This is a genomic window from Maricaulis sp. B-26 (assembly GCF_056857855.1).
The window spans coordinates 1-16,707 of sequence record NZ_JBSXNX010000018.1 but is presented as its reverse complement, the minus strand read 5'-3'; the positions used below and the strand labels follow the sequence as shown (position 1 = coordinate 16,707).

The 16,707-nt window shown below is 66.0% G+C and carries 17 protein-coding genes; 5 read left to right on the top strand and 12 right to left on the bottom strand.

The window, feature by feature from the left end:
* Nucleotides 1-5: 5 nt before the first annotated feature.
* The 7 genes from AC13HB_RS05070 to ruvC all read right to left on the bottom strand — a co-directional run bounded on the left by AC13HB_RS05070 (nucleotide 6) and on the right by ruvC (nucleotide 4,749).
* Nucleotides 6-440, bottom strand: a complete 435-nt coding sequence (locus tag AC13HB_RS05070) for an ExbD/TolR family protein (protein WP_482948646.1) — start codon at nucleotides 438-440, stop codon at nucleotides 6-8.
* A 3-nt stretch (nucleotides 441-443) separates the two neighbouring features.
* The gene (tolQ, locus tag AC13HB_RS05065; RefSeq protein ID WP_482948645.1) at nucleotides 444-1,112 is read right to left on the bottom strand and encodes a protein TolQ; all 669 of its coding nucleotides are present in this window, start codon (nucleotides 1,110-1,112) and stop codon (nucleotides 444-446) included.
* 157 nt (nucleotides 1,113-1,269) lie between these two features.
* Nucleotides 1,270-1,935 carry a nuclear transport factor 2 family protein gene (locus AC13HB_RS05060; RefSeq protein WP_482948644.1) on the bottom strand — a complete coding sequence of 222 codons (666 nt, stop codon included), beginning with the start codon at nucleotides 1,933-1,935 and terminating at the stop codon, nucleotides 1,270-1,272.
* Nucleotides 1,936-2,016: 81 nt separating this feature from the next.
* Complete coding sequence (gene ybgC / locus AC13HB_RS05055) at nucleotides 2,017-2,484, bottom strand: tol-pal system-associated acyl-CoA thioesterase (protein WP_482948643.1); 468 nt, start codon at nucleotides 2,482-2,484, stop codon at nucleotides 2,017-2,019.
* Nucleotides 2,485-2,487: 3 nt separating this feature from the next.
* A complete protein-coding gene (ruvB, locus tag AC13HB_RS05050) occupies nucleotides 2,488-3,543 on the bottom strand; it encodes a Holliday junction branch migration DNA helicase RuvB (protein WP_482948642.1) in 1,056 nt (351 codons plus the stop codon).
* 55 nt (nucleotides 3,544-3,598) lie between these two features.
* On the bottom strand, nucleotides 3,599-4,252 hold the full coding sequence (gene ruvA, locus AC13HB_RS05045) for a Holliday junction branch migration protein RuvA (RefSeq protein ID WP_482948641.1): 654 nt from the start codon (nucleotides 4,250-4,252) through the stop codon (nucleotides 3,599-3,601).
* Entirely contained in the window at nucleotides 4,249-4,749 is a 501-nt protein-coding gene (ruvC, locus tag AC13HB_RS05040; protein WP_482948640.1) for a crossover junction endodeoxyribonuclease RuvC, read from the bottom strand. The genes ruvA and ruvC overlap by 4 nt, the downstream gene beginning before the upstream one ends.
* Nucleotides 4,750-5,035: 286 nt before the next feature.
* On the opposite strand from ruvC, the gene AC13HB_RS05035 reads away from it, so the two are divergent.
* From AC13HB_RS05035 to AC13HB_RS05020, 4 genes are all read left to right on the top strand, one after another.
* Complete coding sequence (locus tag AC13HB_RS05035) at nucleotides 5,036-5,374, top strand: hypothetical protein (protein ID WP_482948639.1); 339 nt, start codon at nucleotides 5,036-5,038, stop codon at nucleotides 5,372-5,374.
* Nucleotides 5,375-5,477: 103 nt separating this feature from the next.
* A complete protein-coding gene (locus tag AC13HB_RS05030) occupies nucleotides 5,478-6,092 on the top strand; it encodes a hypothetical protein (RefSeq protein WP_482948638.1) in 615 nt (204 codons plus the stop codon).
* A gap of 21 nt (nucleotides 6,093-6,113) precedes the next feature.
* Nucleotides 6,114-6,791, top strand: a complete 678-nt coding sequence (locus AC13HB_RS05025) for a hypothetical protein (protein ID WP_482948637.1) — start codon at nucleotides 6,114-6,116, stop codon at nucleotides 6,789-6,791.
* Nucleotides 6,792-6,969: 178 nt separating this feature from the next.
* On the top strand, nucleotides 6,970-8,157 hold the full coding sequence (locus AC13HB_RS05020) for a cupin domain-containing protein (protein WP_482948636.1): 1,188 nt from the start codon (nucleotides 6,970-6,972) through the stop codon (nucleotides 8,155-8,157).
* A gap of 75 nt (nucleotides 8,158-8,232) precedes the next feature.
* On the opposite strand, the gene tkt is transcribed toward AC13HB_RS05020, so the two are convergent.
* From tkt to AC13HB_RS04995, 5 genes are all read right to left on the bottom strand, one after another.
* Nucleotides 8,233-10,215, bottom strand: coding sequence for a transketolase (gene tkt / locus AC13HB_RS05015; RefSeq protein WP_482948635.1), 1,983 nt, complete (start codon nucleotides 10,213-10,215; stop codon nucleotides 8,233-8,235).
* Between the two features lie 64 nt (nucleotides 10,216-10,279).
* Nucleotides 10,280-11,830: a glucose-6-phosphate isomerase gene (pgi, locus tag AC13HB_RS05010; RefSeq protein ID WP_482948634.1), complete on the bottom strand. Its 1,551-nt coding sequence runs from the start codon at nucleotides 11,828-11,830 to the stop codon at nucleotides 10,280-10,282.
* Between the two features lie 54 nt (nucleotides 11,831-11,884).
* Entirely contained in the window at nucleotides 11,885-13,036 is a 1,152-nt protein-coding gene (locus AC13HB_RS05005; RefSeq protein ID WP_482948633.1) for an AGE family epimerase/isomerase, read from the bottom strand.
* A 30-nt stretch (nucleotides 13,037-13,066) separates the two neighbouring features.
* Complete coding sequence (locus AC13HB_RS05000) at nucleotides 13,067-13,828, bottom strand: YebC/PmpR family DNA-binding transcriptional regulator (RefSeq protein WP_482948632.1); 762 nt, start codon at nucleotides 13,826-13,828, stop codon at nucleotides 13,067-13,069.
* 101 nt (nucleotides 13,829-13,929) lie between these two features.
* A complete protein-coding gene (locus AC13HB_RS04995) occupies nucleotides 13,930-15,012 on the bottom strand; it encodes a mannose-1-phosphate guanylyltransferase/mannose-6-phosphate isomerase (protein ID WP_482948631.1) in 1,083 nt (360 codons plus the stop codon).
* 192 nt (nucleotides 15,013-15,204) lie between these two features.
* Here AC13HB_RS04995 and AC13HB_RS04990 point away from each other — a divergent pair, with 192 nt between their 5' ends.
* Nucleotides 15,205-16,302 (top strand): SMP-30/gluconolactonase/LRE family protein, encoded by a 1,098-nt coding sequence (locus tag AC13HB_RS04990; protein ID WP_482948630.1) that lies wholly within the window; start codon nucleotides 15,205-15,207, stop codon nucleotides 16,300-16,302.
* Nucleotides 16,303-16,707: the final 405 nt, after the last annotated feature.

Genomic DNA, 16,707 nt, shown 5'->3' with positions numbered 1-16,707 from the left:
ATCCGTTATTGGTCTATAGGGTCGGTAACCAGGCCCAGATTGGTGAAACCGGCCGCGCTGATATTGGCCATGACGCGCGCCACGTCCTCATAGGCCGCTGCACCGTCGGCGCGGATATAGATGCGCGCATCGAACCCGGTTCCGGCAATGGCCCGCAGGCGCGGCGACAGCTCCTCGAGCGTCACTTCGGTTTCCTGCAGATAGATCATGCCGTCCGTCGTCACGGTAATGGTCAGCGGCTCCTCCCCGGCGGGAAGATTGCGCGCTTCCGTTTCGGGCAATTGCACCGGCACGCCGACTGTGAGCAGCGGCGCGGTGATCATGAAGACGATGAGCAGGACCAGCATCACATCCACGAAGGGCGTGACATTGATCTCCGCCTTGGGCTTCCAGCGGGCCCGGCCGCGGCCGGAGCCGCCGCTATCCAGCGACACCGCCATGGTTCAGCTCTTTTCCCGGTCGGCCAGCGCCGCCAGCTCGTCGACGAAACCGTCCAGCTTGGCGCCGTAACGCGCGAGATTGGCAGAGAGCGCGTTGAAGAAGATGACGGCCGGGATGGCAGCGAGGAGGCCGAGCGCGGTCGCGAACAGCGCCTCGGCAATGCCCGGCGCGACGACGGCGAGATTGGTGTCCTGCGAGGCCGCGATCGAGCGGAAGGCATTCATGATGCCCCAGACCGTACCGAACAGGCCGACGAAGGGGGCCGCGGACGCGATACTGGCGAGGATCCCCAGCCCGTTCTCGCACTCCGTCATCTGACGTCCGGCCTCGGCTCCGGCAGCCTTGTTGACGCGTCCGCCGGCGCGGGCGCCTTTCCACTCGCGAAGTCCGGCCGAGAAGACCCGGCTGAACGGCTCGCGCGGGGACTTGGCGAATTGCTCGGCCAGCGCATCGAGCGAGCGGCCGGACCAGAATTCGCGCTCGAAAACCTTTGCCTTCGCATGCAGGCCGCGCAATTGCAGCGCCTTGTCGATGGCAACCGCCCAGGACCAGACCGACATGAAGGCCAGAATGCCCATCACGCCCTTGACGACCCAGTCCGCGCGCATGAACAGAGCGAAAAAGGAAAAACCCTCCACCGCCTGCGTGACGTCGACGACCGATGACTCCATGAAGCTACCCTTTGACTTCAATTCCCCCTGCGGGACGCGCCCGCCGCCTGGATCGATACCATGCACGCGGCGTGCCCGTTTCCCAAGGGGCAGACATACCGCAAGCGCAGTGCCTAGGGAATGAGGCCAATTTCAGGACGGCAGCCACGAGACAGTCTCAGGTATCGTCATTATCGGCCACCGAATAGGGCGCGACCTCCTGAACGACGTCCCAGTGCTCGACGATACGACCGGCATTCAGCCGAAAGAGATCACAGGCGCGATAGAACTGCCCGCCCTCGTCGAAGCAGCTGAATATAGCGACGAAATCACCTTCTCCGACCAGATTGTCCACGCCGTGATAAACCTTGCCGGCCCGCGGACGACGCCGCTCGATGATTTCGTCATACCCGGCTGGCGACGCACACCGTTCCGGCGCATGGGAGACGAAGACGTCGCGGTCGACATATTTGTCGATCACCTCGGCTCCCGCTTCGTCCATGACAGCCCGGGTAAATCTGCGCACGACGACCTTGTTGCGGCGCGTATCGGCCGCATCGCCTGTGGGATAGCCGATCCCCGCCATTTCGGCGCATGGAAATTCGGCCTGGTGGTATTGCGCCGACACCTGCCGGAGCACGGAGACGCGGCCGTCCTCGGCTTCGCGGATCAGGCTCATCGACCACCAGCCAGTGGCACTGTCGGGGGGTTCGTTTATGGACTGGAAGAATGTGCAGGGTCCGTCACGCAGGACTCTTGCTACCTGGAACTCGAAGTTCGGCGGCGCCGTCCTGCCGGCATTCTCATCGCTTCCCGGGGTTTCAGCCGGGTCCGATTCGTCCAAAGCACACTCCCTGTCCGCTTTCAGGGCTAAACGGACTTGCCGTGCGGCGCAAGACGATATCCGTCTGCAATCAGGGATGAATCAGGCGCCGTCGTCTGGTTGTAAAACGAAACCCGACCATGCTTCAACCATGCTCTTCGGAGGGCGCACGGCCCGCCCCCCGGTCGTGATGCATACCGCCTGGACGTCAGCGGACGCGATCAGTTCGGAACCGCGCAAGAGCCGCTGCTCCATCATCAGCCGGGCACCTTTCTGGGGCCGGTAGAGAGTCTCGACCACGAGCGCATCATCGACCCGCGCCGCGCGGACATATTCGATATTCATACGGCGAACAGCGAAGGCGAGCCCGGCATCGCTCTCTGCGAGATCGGAATGATGAATGCCGAGACAGCGCAGGCTGTCGGTGCGGCCGCGCTCGAAAAAATGCAGATAGCGGGCGTGATAGACGACGCCGGTGAAGTCCGTGTCCTCGTAATAGACCCGCACCGGCAGGCGATGGATCCTGTCCGCGCCGAACAGGCCGGCGGTGGGCTCGAGAGGGTCGGTCATGGCTTACTTCCCGAACAGGCCGGACGGGTTCGGCGCCTGCGATTGCGGCGGTGTCAGGCCGAGATGCTCCCAGGCGCGGGCGGCGGCCATGCGGCCGCGCGGCGTGCGCTGGATGAAACCCTGCTGGATCAGGAAAGGCTCGACCACATCCTCCAGCGCATCGCGCGCCTCGGCGAGGGCTGCGGCCAGCGTCTCCACGCCGACAGGCCCGCCACCGAAGCTGGACGTCAGCGCTTTCAGATAGCGGCGGTCCAGACTGTCGAGGCCGAATTCGTCGACCTCGAGCCGCTTCAGCGCCCGGTCGGCGACCTCGCGCGAAATCTCGGTGGCGTCCTCGGCCTCGGCGAAGTCCCGTACCCGGCGCAGCAGACGGCCGGCAACGCGTGGCGTGCCACGGGCGCGCCGGGCAATCTCTCGTGCACCGTCTCCGGTCGCCTCGATACCGAATTTCGCGGCCGCGCGGCTGACGATGAAAGCGAGCTCGTCCTCGTCGTAGAATTCGAGGCGCACGGGCACGCCGAAACGGTCGCGAAGCGGCGTCGCCAGGAGCCCGGCGCGGGTGGTGGCACCGACCAGCGTGAAAGGCGGCAGCTCGATCCGGACCGTCCGCGCGGCCGGCCCCTCCCCGATCACCAGGTCGAGACAGAAATCCTCCATCGCCGGATAGAGGATTTCCTCGACCGCCGGGGCGAGCCGGTGAATTTCGTCGATGAAGAGCACGTCTCGCGGTTCGAGATTGGTCAGGATGGCCGCAAGGTCGCCGGCCTTCGCGATGACCGGTCCGGACGTCGCCCGGAAGCCTACGCCCAATTCCCGCGAAACGATCTGCGCCAGCGTGGTCTTGCCCAGCCCGGGCGGCCCGGACAGGAGGACATGGTCGAGCGATTCCTCGCGCCGGCGGGCGGCCTCGACGAAGACTCTCAGATTGGCGATCGCGGCCTTCTGACCCACGAAATCGGAAAAACTGAGAGGACGCAGCGCACGGTCCCGGCCGTCGCCGGCTTGCTGTTCGCGGTCGACCAGGCGGTCGGCGTCGGAAGGCAGGGGCGCATCACTCATTGCTTTACCGGTTTAGCCTGATCGCAGCGGCACTCAAACTTCCCTCTCAGCGCGGTCACGGGGCGAGCTCTTTCAGGGCGCTGCGGATCACATCCCCCAGCGGGGCGTCCTCGCCGGTTTCGCGCAGCACGGTCGCGACCGCCTGCCGGGCCAGCGTTTCGTGATAGCCCAGATTGAGGAGTGCCGAGACCGCATCGTCGCGCGCCGCAGCCGAAGCGGCCGGGGCGCTCTGCGGCGTCGCGGACGGGCTGTCGCTCCCCCCCTCTCCGGCATCATGGACAGGCAGACCGATGGAAAAACTGCGCCCCTGGGGCGGCGCCTTGTCCTTGAGTTCTGTGGCGATGCGCGTGGCCAGTTTCGGCCCGACGCCCTTCGCGCGCGAGAAGGTCGCCTTGTCGCCGAGCGCCGCTGCATTGGCGATCTCGCTGACCGGGACCGCGTCGAGGATGGCGAAAGCCGCCTTGGCGCCCACGCCCTGGATATTCTGAAGGTGAACGAACCAGGCACGCTCGATATCGTCGAGAAAGCCGTAAAGCCGGAACGCGTCCTCGCGCACATGCGTTTCGATATGCAGGGTAACCCGCGCGCCGACTTCCAGCCGTGCGAGCGTGCGGCTCCCCGCACCGACGAGATAACCCACACCATTCACGTCGAGCACGACTTCATCGGCCCCGAGCGCTGACACCGTGCCGGTCAGTATTCCGATCATGCAGCTGTCCCCATGCGTGCGGCCTTTCGGTGATGAGCGTGACAGATGGCGATCGCCAGGGCGTCGGCTGCATCGGCCTTCGCCTGGGTTCCGGGCAGGAGGATCGACATCATTGCGGCGACCTGCGCCTTGTCGGCCGCCCCCGTACCGACCACAGACTTTTTCACCAGCTTGGCGGCGTACTCGGCGACCGGGAGACCAGCCTGGGCCGGCGCCAGCAGCGCTGCTGCCCGGGCATGCCCCAGCTTCAGCGCCGAGATCGCACTCTTGGCCATGAAGGCTTCCTCGATCGCCGCCTCGTGCGGTTCGTGCTCACGGACCAGCTCGGTCACGGCGTCGAAAATATGGGAGAGCCGGACAGCGAGCGCGGCATCGGTCGGCGGCGTCACAACGCCGTGCGCGACAGCGCTCAGCCGGCTGCCATCGACCGTGATCACGCCCCAGCCCATCCGGCGCAGGCCCGGGTCGATACCGATAATCCGAACTGGTTTGCTCATGCCGCCCCCAATATCTGTCCGACAGTTAGCATCAATCGGGCATGCGGAACAAGACGTGAACGGACAGCCACTGCACATTCTGGCCGTGGCTCGGTACAGCATGCGAATAAGTCGCAAACACACTATATTTGAGAACAACTCTCAAACATTCCTGCAACTGCTTGAATTATAGTATTATTATTATTTCTAGTAGTATTTGACCCCCTGTTACGCCGCCGCTTAAACTCATGGAAAGTTTCATATCTGCTCATGGGGACGGGCAGAGGATCAGGGGAGACCAAAGATCATGGCCAAAAAAGGCAAGCTGAGCCGGCGTTCATTTCTGACTCGCGTCGCAGGTGGTGTTGTTGCAACCGGCGCTGTCGGCACGGTCGCCGGTGCGGCGATCCTGCAGCAGCGCGGGGCCGATGCCGATCCGGTGGACGCGACACCGCGGACCGGTGTGACCGACTCGGATCCGAGCGACTACGCCAATCACGGCCGCAGCTATACCGGCGTGACCGACTCCGACAGCGGCGCCTGCGCCGATGCTGGCGGCTACGGACGGGGCAATACCGGCTATACCGACAGCGACTCGCAGGGCTGCTCGGATCCGGGCGGCCGTGGCCGCGGTCCGAGCCTCTAGGCACGCGCACGGACCGGCGGGCCCGTGGCTCGCCGCAATCGAATTCGCCGAGGGACGGACCGGCTTGCTTGGGGGCGGCCGGGATAACAGGCAGGAGAGTTGAATGGCCAAGAAGGGCAAGCTGAGCCGGCGCTCGTTCATGACGCGCGTCGCAGGCGCGGCGGTTGCGACAGGTGCCGCTTCCGTCGTTACGGGGACGGGTTCCGCACAGAATTACACCGGCCAGACGGACAGCGATAGCGGTTCCTATGCCGATCGCGGCGGCTATGGCCGTACCGGCCGCACCGACAGCGATGGCGGCGCCAATGCCGATCGCGCCGGTTACGGTCGCGGCAATTCCGGGGTCACCGACAGTGACAGCGGTTCCTATGCCGACCCGGCCGGACGTGGACGGGGCAGATCCGGCATTACGGACAGCGATAGTGGCTCCTATGCCGATCCGGCGGGCAATGGCCGTGGTCGTTCGGGCCTCACCGACAGCGATAGCGGCTCCTATGCTGATCCGGCCGGCAATGGCCGCGGTCGTTCAGGAGTCACCGACAGCGATAGCGGCACCTACGCCGACCCGGCCGGCAATGGCCGTGGCAGCTCCGGCGTCACCGACAGCGATAGCGGTTCCTATGCCGACCCGGTCGGCCGCGGACGCGGGCGCCGTTCCTGCACCGACAGCGACACCGGCAGCTATGCCGATCCCGTCGGCCGCGGAGACCGCTGCTAGATCAGGCACAGGGAGGCTTCCATGGCGAAACGTGGAAAGCTCAGCCGCCGCTCGTTTCTCGGAAAGGTGGCCGGTGCCGGTCTCGCGACGGGTGCTGCCGGCATCGTCTCGGGCTGCGCGACGACCGGCTATACCGACAGCGATTCGGGACCGTATGCCGATCCCGCCGGCGGGGGGCGCGGCGGACGCCGCACCGGCATTACGGACAGTGACTCCGGACGCTATGCGGACCCGGCCGGCAATGGCCGCGGCGGCGGCATTACCGATCGCGATACGGGTGCCTATGCGGACCCCGTAGGCGGGGGACGCGGCGGTGGCGTGACCGACAGCGACACGGGCAGCTATGCGGATCCCGTCGGTCGCGGACGCGGCAGCTCCGGCATCACCGACAGCGACAGCGGGGCCTATGCCGACCCGGTGGGCCGCGGGCGTGGCGGCGGCGTGACCGACAGCGATACGGGCCGCTATGCGGATCCGGTCGGCGGCGGTCGCGGCGGCGGGCGGACGGGTATCACCGATAGTGACTCGGGCAGCTATGCAGACCCGGTGGGCGGTGGCCGTGGCGGCCGCAGAACCGGCGTGACCGACAGCGATTCGGGCAACTATGCCGACCCGGTCGGCGGCGGTCGCGGCGGGTCCTGCACGGATAGCGATGGGGGCAATTATGCCGACCCGGTGGGCCGGGGCCGGCGCTGCTGATCCAGACCGTCCGGCGAACAGATCATCCCGCTCCGCATGACCTTGCGGGGCGGGATTTTCTTCGCGCCCTCGCCGTCACCCGCTTCAGTCCACGTGCGGCAATGCGCCCCTTGCAGACATCGCCGGAACCGCCTCACAGTGAGTACCAGACCTGCATTTTCCAGGTTCGGGGGGAAACATGACCGATACACCGCTCTGGCTGAACGATCCGATCCGCGCGCTCGTGGACCCGGTCGATCCGGACACATTTTTTCGCGACTATCATGAGAAAAAGGCGCTGATCGCCCATCGCGACGAGCCGGATCGCTATTCGGGCCTGCTCTCGCTCGACCGTATCGATGCGCTCGTCGCCAGTCTCGATCTCGGCGCCGACTCCCTGGACATGGCGCGCACCGATCCGCCGCTGACGCGAGATGCCTTCATTTTCGAAAACGGACGTGTGGACAAGGGTGCGGTCGCCAACCTCTTCCGGCAGGGCGCGACGCTGATCCTGCCGCAGCTCCACATGCAAGACCCGGTCCTGGGCGCCTTCTGCCGCGCGGTCGAGTCCGTCCTGTCCTGCCATGTTCAGACGAATATCTATCTGACCCCGCCCGATTATCAGGGCTTCAACACGCATTACGACGATCACGACGTCTTCGTCATGCAAATCGAGGGCGAGAAGCTCTGGCGCTTCTACGATACGCCGGTGGCCAACCCCTATCGCGGTGAAGGCTTCCGCCCCGGCGATCACCCGGTCGGCGAGCCGACCGAGGAATTCGTGCTCAAGGCGGGCGAATGCATCTATGTGCCGCGCGGCCTGATGCACGACGCGTCAACGCATGGCGATCAGCCCTCCCTCCACATCACGCTCGGCCTGATCGTGAAGACCTGGGCCGATCTGATGCTGGAAGTCGTCTCGGAAGTGGCTCTGCGCCACTCCGAATTCCGCCAGGCCCTGCCCGCCGGATTTGCCCGGCCCGATTATGACCGGGCGCAATCGGAAGCCCATTTCGCCAGGCTGATCGACGTTATCGCGAAGGACGCTGAGCTCGACGGGGCGATGGATCTCTTCGTCGACAATTTCATCCGCTCCCGCATACCCGATACGCAAGGCACGATTACCGGCTATCGCCGCTCAGGCGATGCGGAGCAGCGCTTCCGCCTGCGTCCCTTCGTGCCCTGGCGCCTGGCCGGAGATGGCGAGGATGTCGTGATCATCACGGCCGGCGGCGAAGTCCGCTTCCCCGGCACCGCCGAACCGGCCCTGCATACCCTGCTCGACGGCGGCGAAATTTCGCTGGCCAGTTTCGATCAGATGGACGAGGACGGCGCCCGCGAGGCCCTCGGCAAGCTGCACGCCTTCGGTCTCGCCATTCCCGTCTGACCGTGCGAAATCGGCGCAATGCAAAACGGGCGGCCCGGCGGGCCGCCCGTTCTTAGTCAATCCGCTACCAGGCGGCTAGTCCGCGATGAGGTCTTTCGCGGCGGAGACGACCGCATCGGCCGTGATCCCGAAATGCTGGTAAAGCGTGCCGGCCGGCGCACTTGCGCCGAAACCCGTCATGCCCACGAAGGCGCCCTTGCGGCCGATCAGGGCATCCCACCCATAGCGCAGGGCCGCCTCGACCGCGACGCAGGGAACGCCGTCCGGCAGCACGCTGTCCTGATAGGACTTCTCCTGGGCGAGGAAACGATCGACGCAGGGCGCTGACACGACGCGAGCCTGGATGCCATCCTTCGCCAGCTCCGCCGCCGCCTCGACCGCGAGCGCCAGCTCGGACCCGGTCCCGATCAGAACGACGTCCGGCGTGCTTTCCGTATCCTGGATGATATAGGCGCCACGCACCGAGCGATTGTCGCGCCCGTCATCATCGCGCAGGAAGGGCAGTTTCTGACGCGACAGCGCCAGAATGGTCGGGCCGTCCAGACGGGTCAGCGCCGCCTCCCAGGCCTCGGCCGTTTCCAGCGCGTCGGCGGGCCGGAACACTTCGACATTCGGAATGGCGCGCAGCGAGGCCAGCGTCTCGACCGGCTGGTGCGTGGGGCCGTCCTCGCCCAGACCGATCGAGTCGTGGGTGAGCACATAGATCACCGGCTGGTTCATCAGCGCCGACAGGCGGATCGAGGGACGGCAATAGTCGGCGAAAATGAGGAAGGTGGCGACATGCGGCCGGAAGCCGCCATGCAGCGCCATGCCGTTGGCGCAGGCCGCCATGCCGTGCTCGCGTACGCCGAAATGGATGTACTGGCCGGCATAATCGCCCGCCTTCACCACACCCACGCCAGGCGTCTTGGTGAGGTTCGAGCCTGCAAGGTCGGCCGACCCGCCCGCCAAGGACGGCCAGTCGCCGATAATGGCTTCGAGCGTCTTGCCGCCGGCAGCACGGCTGGCGAGGTCCGGACGGTCCTCGGCCACTTTCTGACGCCAGGCCTCGAGCGCGGTCAGTTCGTTCTGACCCGGCTCGCCGGACAGCATGGCGACAAGATCGTCCGACTGCTCGGACTCGGCGATGCGGTCACGCCAGGCGGCATGAGCCTCCGGCGATCCGGCGGCGCGCCAGGCTTCGTAGACATCGTCGGGAATCTCGAACGGCCCGTATTCCCAGCCGAGCGCCTTGCGCGTGCCCGCAATCTCCTCGTCGCCCAGCGGAGCGCCGTGCGAACCGGCCGTACCTGCCTTCGTCGGCGCGCCGTAACCGATCGTCGTGCGGCAGGCGATCAGGACCGGCTTGTCGCTGGACTTGGCGGCCTCGATCGCCCCGTCGATGGCGTCGTAGTCATGACCGTCGATGCGGGAGACCGACCAGTTGGCCGCCTCGAAACGCTTCAGCACATCGGTCGACTCGGCAAGCTCGGTCGGGCCGTCGATGGAAATTTCATTGTCGTCCCACAGCACGCAGAGCCGGTTCAGGCCGAGATGGCCGGCCAGCGAGATCGCCTCGTGGCTGATGCCCTCCTCGAGATCGCCGTCCGAGGCGATGACCCAGGTGCGGTGATCGACCAGATCGTCGCCGAAGCGCGCATTCAGCATGCGCTCGGCCAGTGCCATGCCGACCGCCGTGGAAATGCCCTGCCCCAGCGGCCCGGTCGTCGCCTCGACGCCAGGCGTGTGACCGTATTCCGGATGACCGGCGGTGATGGAGCCGAGCTGGCGGAAATTCCTGATCTGCTCGAGCGTCATGTCCTCGAAACCCGTCAGGTGGAGCAGCGAGTAGAGCAGCATGGAGCCGTGACCGGCCGACAGCACGAAACGGTCGCGATCCGCCCAGGCGGGCGCGGCCGGGTCGAATTTCAGATGCCGGGACCAGAGCACCGTCGCCACGTCGGCCATGCCCATCGGCATGCCGGGATGGCCGGAATTGGCCGCCTGGACGGCGTCCATGGACAGGGCGCGGATCGCGTTCGCCATGCGGCTGAGGCTGGTTCCGGTCGAAGATGTCATGCGTGCTTTCTCCATGCACTGCAATTCGGGGCGCTTGCTTCGAGCCTGACCGCCGTATGCGCGACTAGTCGCCGGTCAGGCCCGTACGCTCAAGCAGGGCCTTTGTGGAGGCGTCATAGCTCGATATGTCGCCGTCCAAAATCCCCTTGGTCAGAACTTTTCCCAGCTCGACGCCCCACTGGTCGAACGGGTTGATGTCGTAGATCACGCTTTCGACGAAAACCTTGTGTTCGTGCAAGGCGATAAGAGCGCCGAGCGTCTCGGGCGTCAGATCGTCGAGCAAAAGCGTCGACGAGGGACGTTCCCCGCTCATGGATTTGTGCGCCGCCAGATCCGGCTCGGCAGCCGGGTCCACATCGCGGCCGCAGAGCAGCGCCGCCCCCTGCGCGGCCATGTTCGCGGCCAGCGCCCGCTCGCGCGGGTCCGCGCTGGCGAAGTGGCGGCGAATGCCGATGAAGTCGACCGGGGCGATATCGCCGCCCTGGTGCAGCCACTGGAAGAAGGAATGCTGGATTTCCGTACCCGCACCCCCCCAGACGAGAGCGCCGCCTGGCGTTGCCGCGGACGCGCCGCTTTGCGTGACCGACTTGCCGAGCGATTCCATTTCCAGCTGCTGGAAATAGTCGGCGAGTTTTCCCATCCGCGCCGAATACGCGGCAACGCAGCGGCTCGGATAGCCCAGGCCGACACGGTTCCAGACATCGATCAGCCCTTTGATCACGGGCAGGTTCTTGTCCAGCGGCGCGGAGGCAAAATGCTCGTCCATATCCCGGCCACCGGCGCGCAGCGCATCGAACACGTCCGGCCCCAGACCGATCTGAAGCACCAGCCCGACAGCACTCCACACCGAATAGCGCCCGCCGACCCAGTCGGGGAAATCGAAGACCAGATCCGGATCGATGCCGAAGGCGGTGGCCTTGTCCGGCGCCGCCGAGGCCGCGGCGAAATGGGCCCCGGCCCGCTCGCCGACATGTCCGGCCAGCCAGTCGCGCGCCGCCTCGCCTCCCATCAGCGTTTCCTGGGTGGAGAAGGATTTGGATGCGACGATGAAAAGCAGGGTTTCCGGATCGCAGCCTGCCACCGCATGCGCCAGGTCGCTCGGGTCGAGGCTCGCGACGAAGCGCATTTCGGGACCGCCCGAGGCGAAATCCGCCAGGGCGTCGGCGACCAGCCGCGGTCCGAGATCCGATCCGCCTATCCCGATATTGACCACACGGGAAACCGGCTTGCCCGACGGACGGAATTCGCCGCTCCGCACCCGCTCGGCAAAGGCACGCGTGGTGTCCTGGCTTTGCGACACGAAATCCGCAATCCCGGAATCGCCGGACCGGTCCCCGCCCCGATAAGCGGTGTGCAGCGCCGGGCGACCCTCGGTTTCATTGACGATGCCGCCGGAGAGCAGCACATCGCGGCGCGCTTCCAGCCCGCATGCCCGTGCGACAGCGATCAGGGCCTGGAGCGCTTCCGCATCGAGCCGCTGCTTGCTGGCATCAAGCTCTATACCGGCAGCACGCCAGACGAAGGCGTCACTACGGTCACGGTCGGCGTCGACGAGCGAGCGGAGCGACTCGCCCCGGAGGCGAGCGGCATGAGAAGCGATGTCTGTGAAGCTCAAGAGATCATCCTGACCAGCGGTTGGAGGGCTCACGTTAGGTGCAGCTGGGCCGCATCACAAGCGGACTTCCGGACCGGTGTCTGCCGGTAAGGACAATTCCGTCAGACACCCGAAGAGATGGTAGAGAATGCTCGCCGGCATGACCTTCGAGAGCGGCTTGCCATCGGCGTCGACCTTGTCGATCCAGCCGCCGGCCACGGCCGGGTCGAGGTGGTAATGAAACAGGCGCTCGCAGGCCGTCGCCAGCGCGGCGTCCGCATCGGCTTCGCCATGGCGCTTGCGGATGATGGCAGCACGAACCCATTCGGTCTGGGTCCAGATTCGCGAGGAGGGTTCGGTGACGGTGCCGTCCGGCGCGATCTCGGCATAAAGCAGACCCGTCTGCGGATTGCAGCCGCGCCGGATCGCCTGTTCGTAGAGCGCATCGCCCGCCGTATCGAACGCCTCGCCGGTCTGGCGTGCATAGGCATCGAGCAGCCAGATCCACTCGCACATATGCCCGGGCTCGATGGTCTCGCCTTTCGGTCCGGGAATACGTGACCAGTCGGCCTCGAAATACTCACGGACGACGCCCGTGTCCGCATCGAAGAAGACGCGGTCGAACAGGGCCTTAACGACCCTGGCACGCTCGAGGAAGATCGGGTCTCCCGTAGTCTGGTGCCAGTCGAGCAGGGCCTCGAAAAGGTGCATGTGCGGGTTCTGTCGCCGCGGCAGGCGTCCGGCGCCGATCGCTTCCTCGAAACCGCCGGCCGGAGACCGCATCCAGCCGTCCAGAAAGCCGAAAACTTCCGCCGCCTCGGTCAGGTAATCGGACTTGCCCGTGACCCGGTAGAGCGAGGACAGGGCGAGCAGGATGAAAGCGTGGTCGTAGAGATCGCGGGCGGGATTTTCCGCGCGGCCGTCGGGATGCAGCGTATGCACCCAGCCCGGCCGTGCATCGGGGCTGCAGGCGCGCTGCTTGAGCAGGGCGAAGCCCTCCTCGGCCAGGTCGAGCGCATCGACCCAGCCGGCCGCATGGGCCAGCGCGAAAACATGAACCTGGCGGGCCTGCACCCGGACGCGCCGGACATCGCCATCAACCGGATTGCCGGCCAGATCGAGCGATTCCAGGAAGCCGCCATGACGGGCATCCCAGCCGCGCCCGCGCCAGAACGGCAGCGCCGTTCCGATCCCCCATTCGCTCAGGCGCTGTGCCCCGTCAGCCATGCGTCGCGCTCGCCGGTTGCTTCCCCGGCATCAACCTAGCGCGGCCATGTCCTCGTCGGAAACATCGAAGTTCGCATAGACGTTCTGGACGTCGTCGCAATCCTCGAGCGTTTCCATCATCTTCATCAGGGTCGCGACCTTGTCGCCCGTGACTTCGATGAGGTTCTGCGGCTTCCAGATCAGCTTGGCGGAGGACGGGTCGTCGAATTTCTCGGACAGGCTGCCGACGACATCCATCAAATCCTCGCGAGCCGTGTAGATGACGTGTTCGCCCTCATTGTCCTCATCGCCCTCTTCGGAGGTCACGTCTTCGGCGCCGGCCTCGATGGCGGCCTCCATCATCGTGTCCTCGTCCGCCTTGGAGAGCGGGTAGCGGATCTCGCCGACATTATCGAACATGAAGGCGACCGAACCGGTCTCGCCCATATTGCCGCCATTCTTGGCGAAGGCGGTGCGCACTTCCGCGGCGGCCCGATTGCGGTTGTCGGTGGAGACCTCGACGATCACGCCGACGCCGGCCGGACCGAAGCCCTCATAGCGAATATCCTCGAAATCATCGCCTTCGCCGCCGGATGCCTTGTCGATGGCCCGCTGGATATTGTCCTTGGGCATGGACTGGCCCTTCGCGTTTGCGATCGCGAGGCGCAGGCGGGGATTGGCGTCGGGGTCGGGGCCACCCATTTTCGCCGCGATGGAGATTTCCTTCGACAAGCGCGAAAACAGCTTCGAGCGCACCGCGTCCTGACGGCCCTTGCGGTGCTGGATATTGGCCCATTTGGAGTGTCCGGCCATGGTCGGTTTCCCCTCTTCCTGCGGATATGAGGCGCTTTCCTTACAAAGATTGCCCGGGAAAGGCCACTGGCGACGGCAGAACCGCCTTGTTCAGGACGGCGTCACAACAGGTTGGAGCGCTCGCCGGCCTTCAGCGCATCGACGATGCGCTTGACGTCCTGGCTGCGATCCCGGCGCGTCACGAGGACGGCATCCCCGGTCGCCACCACGACGATGTCCTCGATCCCGATCGTGCCGACATGGGGGCCGGAGCTCAGGACATAGGAATTGCGGCTGTCGAGCAGGTGTACGTCGCCGCGGGCGACATTGCCGTCCTGGTCCTTCTCCGCGATGGTCCAGAGCGCCTCCCAGGAGCCGACATCGGACCAGCCGATATCCGCCGGCACCACGGCCGCGCGGTCGGTACGCTCCATGACGGCATAGTCGAAGGAGATGGAGGGCGATTTCGCGAACGCGGCTTCGTCGAGCAGGATCTTGCCGTCGACGCGGCGTCCCTCGCGAACGGCCGTCTGCGCCGCCTCCAGCACGTCCGGGCAATCGCGCTGCATGGCCTCGGCCAGCGTGCCGACGCCGAACAGGAACATGCCCGCATTCCAGTAATAGCGACCGTCCTCCAGGAAGTGCGCGGCGCGCTCCCGGTTCGGCTTCTCGGTGAAGGCATCGACCGCATAACCCGCACCGACCGCCGCGCCGCGACGAATATAGCCATAGCCGGTCTCCGGGCGATCGGGCTGGATACCGAAGGTGATGATATGGCCGTCCGCGGCGAGCTCCGCACCGGCGGCCACGGCCCTGTGGAAGGCGACATCGTCCTTGATGTGGTGATCGGCGGGCAGCAGGAGAACGAGTGCGTCCTCGCCGTATTGCTGACGCACCACCTCGGCCGCGACCGCCGCGACCGGGGCCGTATTGCGTCCGAAGGGTTCGACCACGAAATGCGAGGCTTCCACGCCCAGAACTTCCAGCTGATGGCGAGCGAGATCGTGCTGGGCCGCATTGAGCACGATGAGCGGCGGCTCGAAGCTGAAACCCTCGTCCGTCGTCGCGACCCGGCGCACGGTCTCCTGCACCATAGTCATGTCCGAGACCAGGGCGTGCAGCTGCTTCGGACTGGCCAGGCGCGAGAGCGGCCAGAGCCGGGTGCCGGAGCCGCCGGACATGATTACGGGTACGATGCGTGTCACCGGTCTTCCTCGCCGCTTGATTGCTTTCGGGTCAGTCCCGCCCGGGCGTGCAAGCCCGGGACCAGTCCGGGTTACACCGAAACGACACCCGCGTCATGGGAGGCTGTCTTCGGTATCGCTTTGCGCTGGCGATGAAATTTGCCATCCTCCCGGCCAGGAGCCGGACCGGCTCGCGGTTTCGGGGGGAAAATCATGCGCGGCATTCTGGCAATCCTGACAGCTCTTGTCGTTTTCATCCTGGTCTGGACGGCCTGGCCCAGCCGCGTCGACCCGGCCTATTGGGAAGAACCGGAAGCGCCGGCGCTCACAGGCGTCCTCGAACCGCGCGGCCGCCTTGCCGAGGCGGAACTGATCGGCGAGGGCCTGATCGAAAATTCCGAAGACATCGCGCTCGACCCGCACGGCACCGTCTATGCCAGCCAGCACAGCGGCAGCGTGGTCCGCCTCGTCCGCGGCGAGGCCGGGGCATGGTCCGCGGAAACCGTGGGGCAGGTCTCCGACCTGCCGGCCCTCGGCCTGCAATGGGATGCCGAAGGCCGGCTCGTCGTCGCCGCTTCGGACGGTCTCTATCGCGTCGATGTGGCGACCGGCGAGGTCGAAACCCTGACCCGCACCGGCATCGACGGACGGCCGCTCGGCTTCGCGGATGATCTCGATATCGGACCGGACGGCACCATCTATTTCACCGAGGCCAGCTGGAAATGGGCCAACCGCTCCGACGCGCCCTCCTACCAGCTCGACATGGCCGAGAACCGCCCTTATGGCGCCCTCCTCGCCTTCGACCCCGCGACCGGCGAGACTCGCACGCTCGTCGACGGCCTCTATTTCGCGAACGGCGTCGCCATGGCGGCGGACAATCGATCCGTCTTCTTCCTCGAGACCTATCGATACCGTCTCTCGCGCTACTGGCTCGAAGGCCCGCGCACCGGCGAGGTCGAGATCGTGGACGACAATCTGCCCGGCATTCCGGACGGGCTGATGGGCGACGGCACGGGCCGGCTCTACATCGCCATGGACACGCAGCGCGTCCCGCTCCTGCGCATCCTGCATGAAAACCCGGTCCTCACCCGCATGGTCACCAAACTGCCCGACGCCGTCTGGATGCGCGCCGGCACGCCGGCCGGTTTTCTGCTCGAAATGGACGAGGACGGCACCTATCGAGACAGCTTCCACGACCCCGACGGCCGCTTCGGCTTCATCGCCAATGTCGTGCCGGACGAGGCCGGAAATCTGTGGATCGGCTCGCTGACGGAAGGTGTCGTGGGGCGGTATGAGCGACCGGAGGAGTAGGAGCGCCGGGTTTGGCGGAACGAAATGGATCGAGTTGTCATCCCGGCCGGATAGCCCGCGCAGGCGGGCTGCAGAGCCGGGACCCATAAGCGCGGGATTTGGACGAGAGCAGGTTCGGTATCCACGCCGCGCCTTCTTCCGGCCAGCACCGGGCGTATGGGTCCCGGATCTCCGCCCGGCACAGGGCCGGGCATACGTCCGGGATGACATGCTTGGTGTCTTTCAGGGAAGTTATCCCCACCCTCGAAATCTCCCCTAGACTCCTCCCCGTTCTCGCACCGCTCGAGGCCCGGCCTGGTTCGCCGGGGGTGTGGGGAGTACGGAGCCTGCCCGTCCCTGCTGACTGACCAAAGCAGGGCCCGGTGGTGGCCATCGGTAAGGAGAGGCAGCAAAAGCGCTGACTGT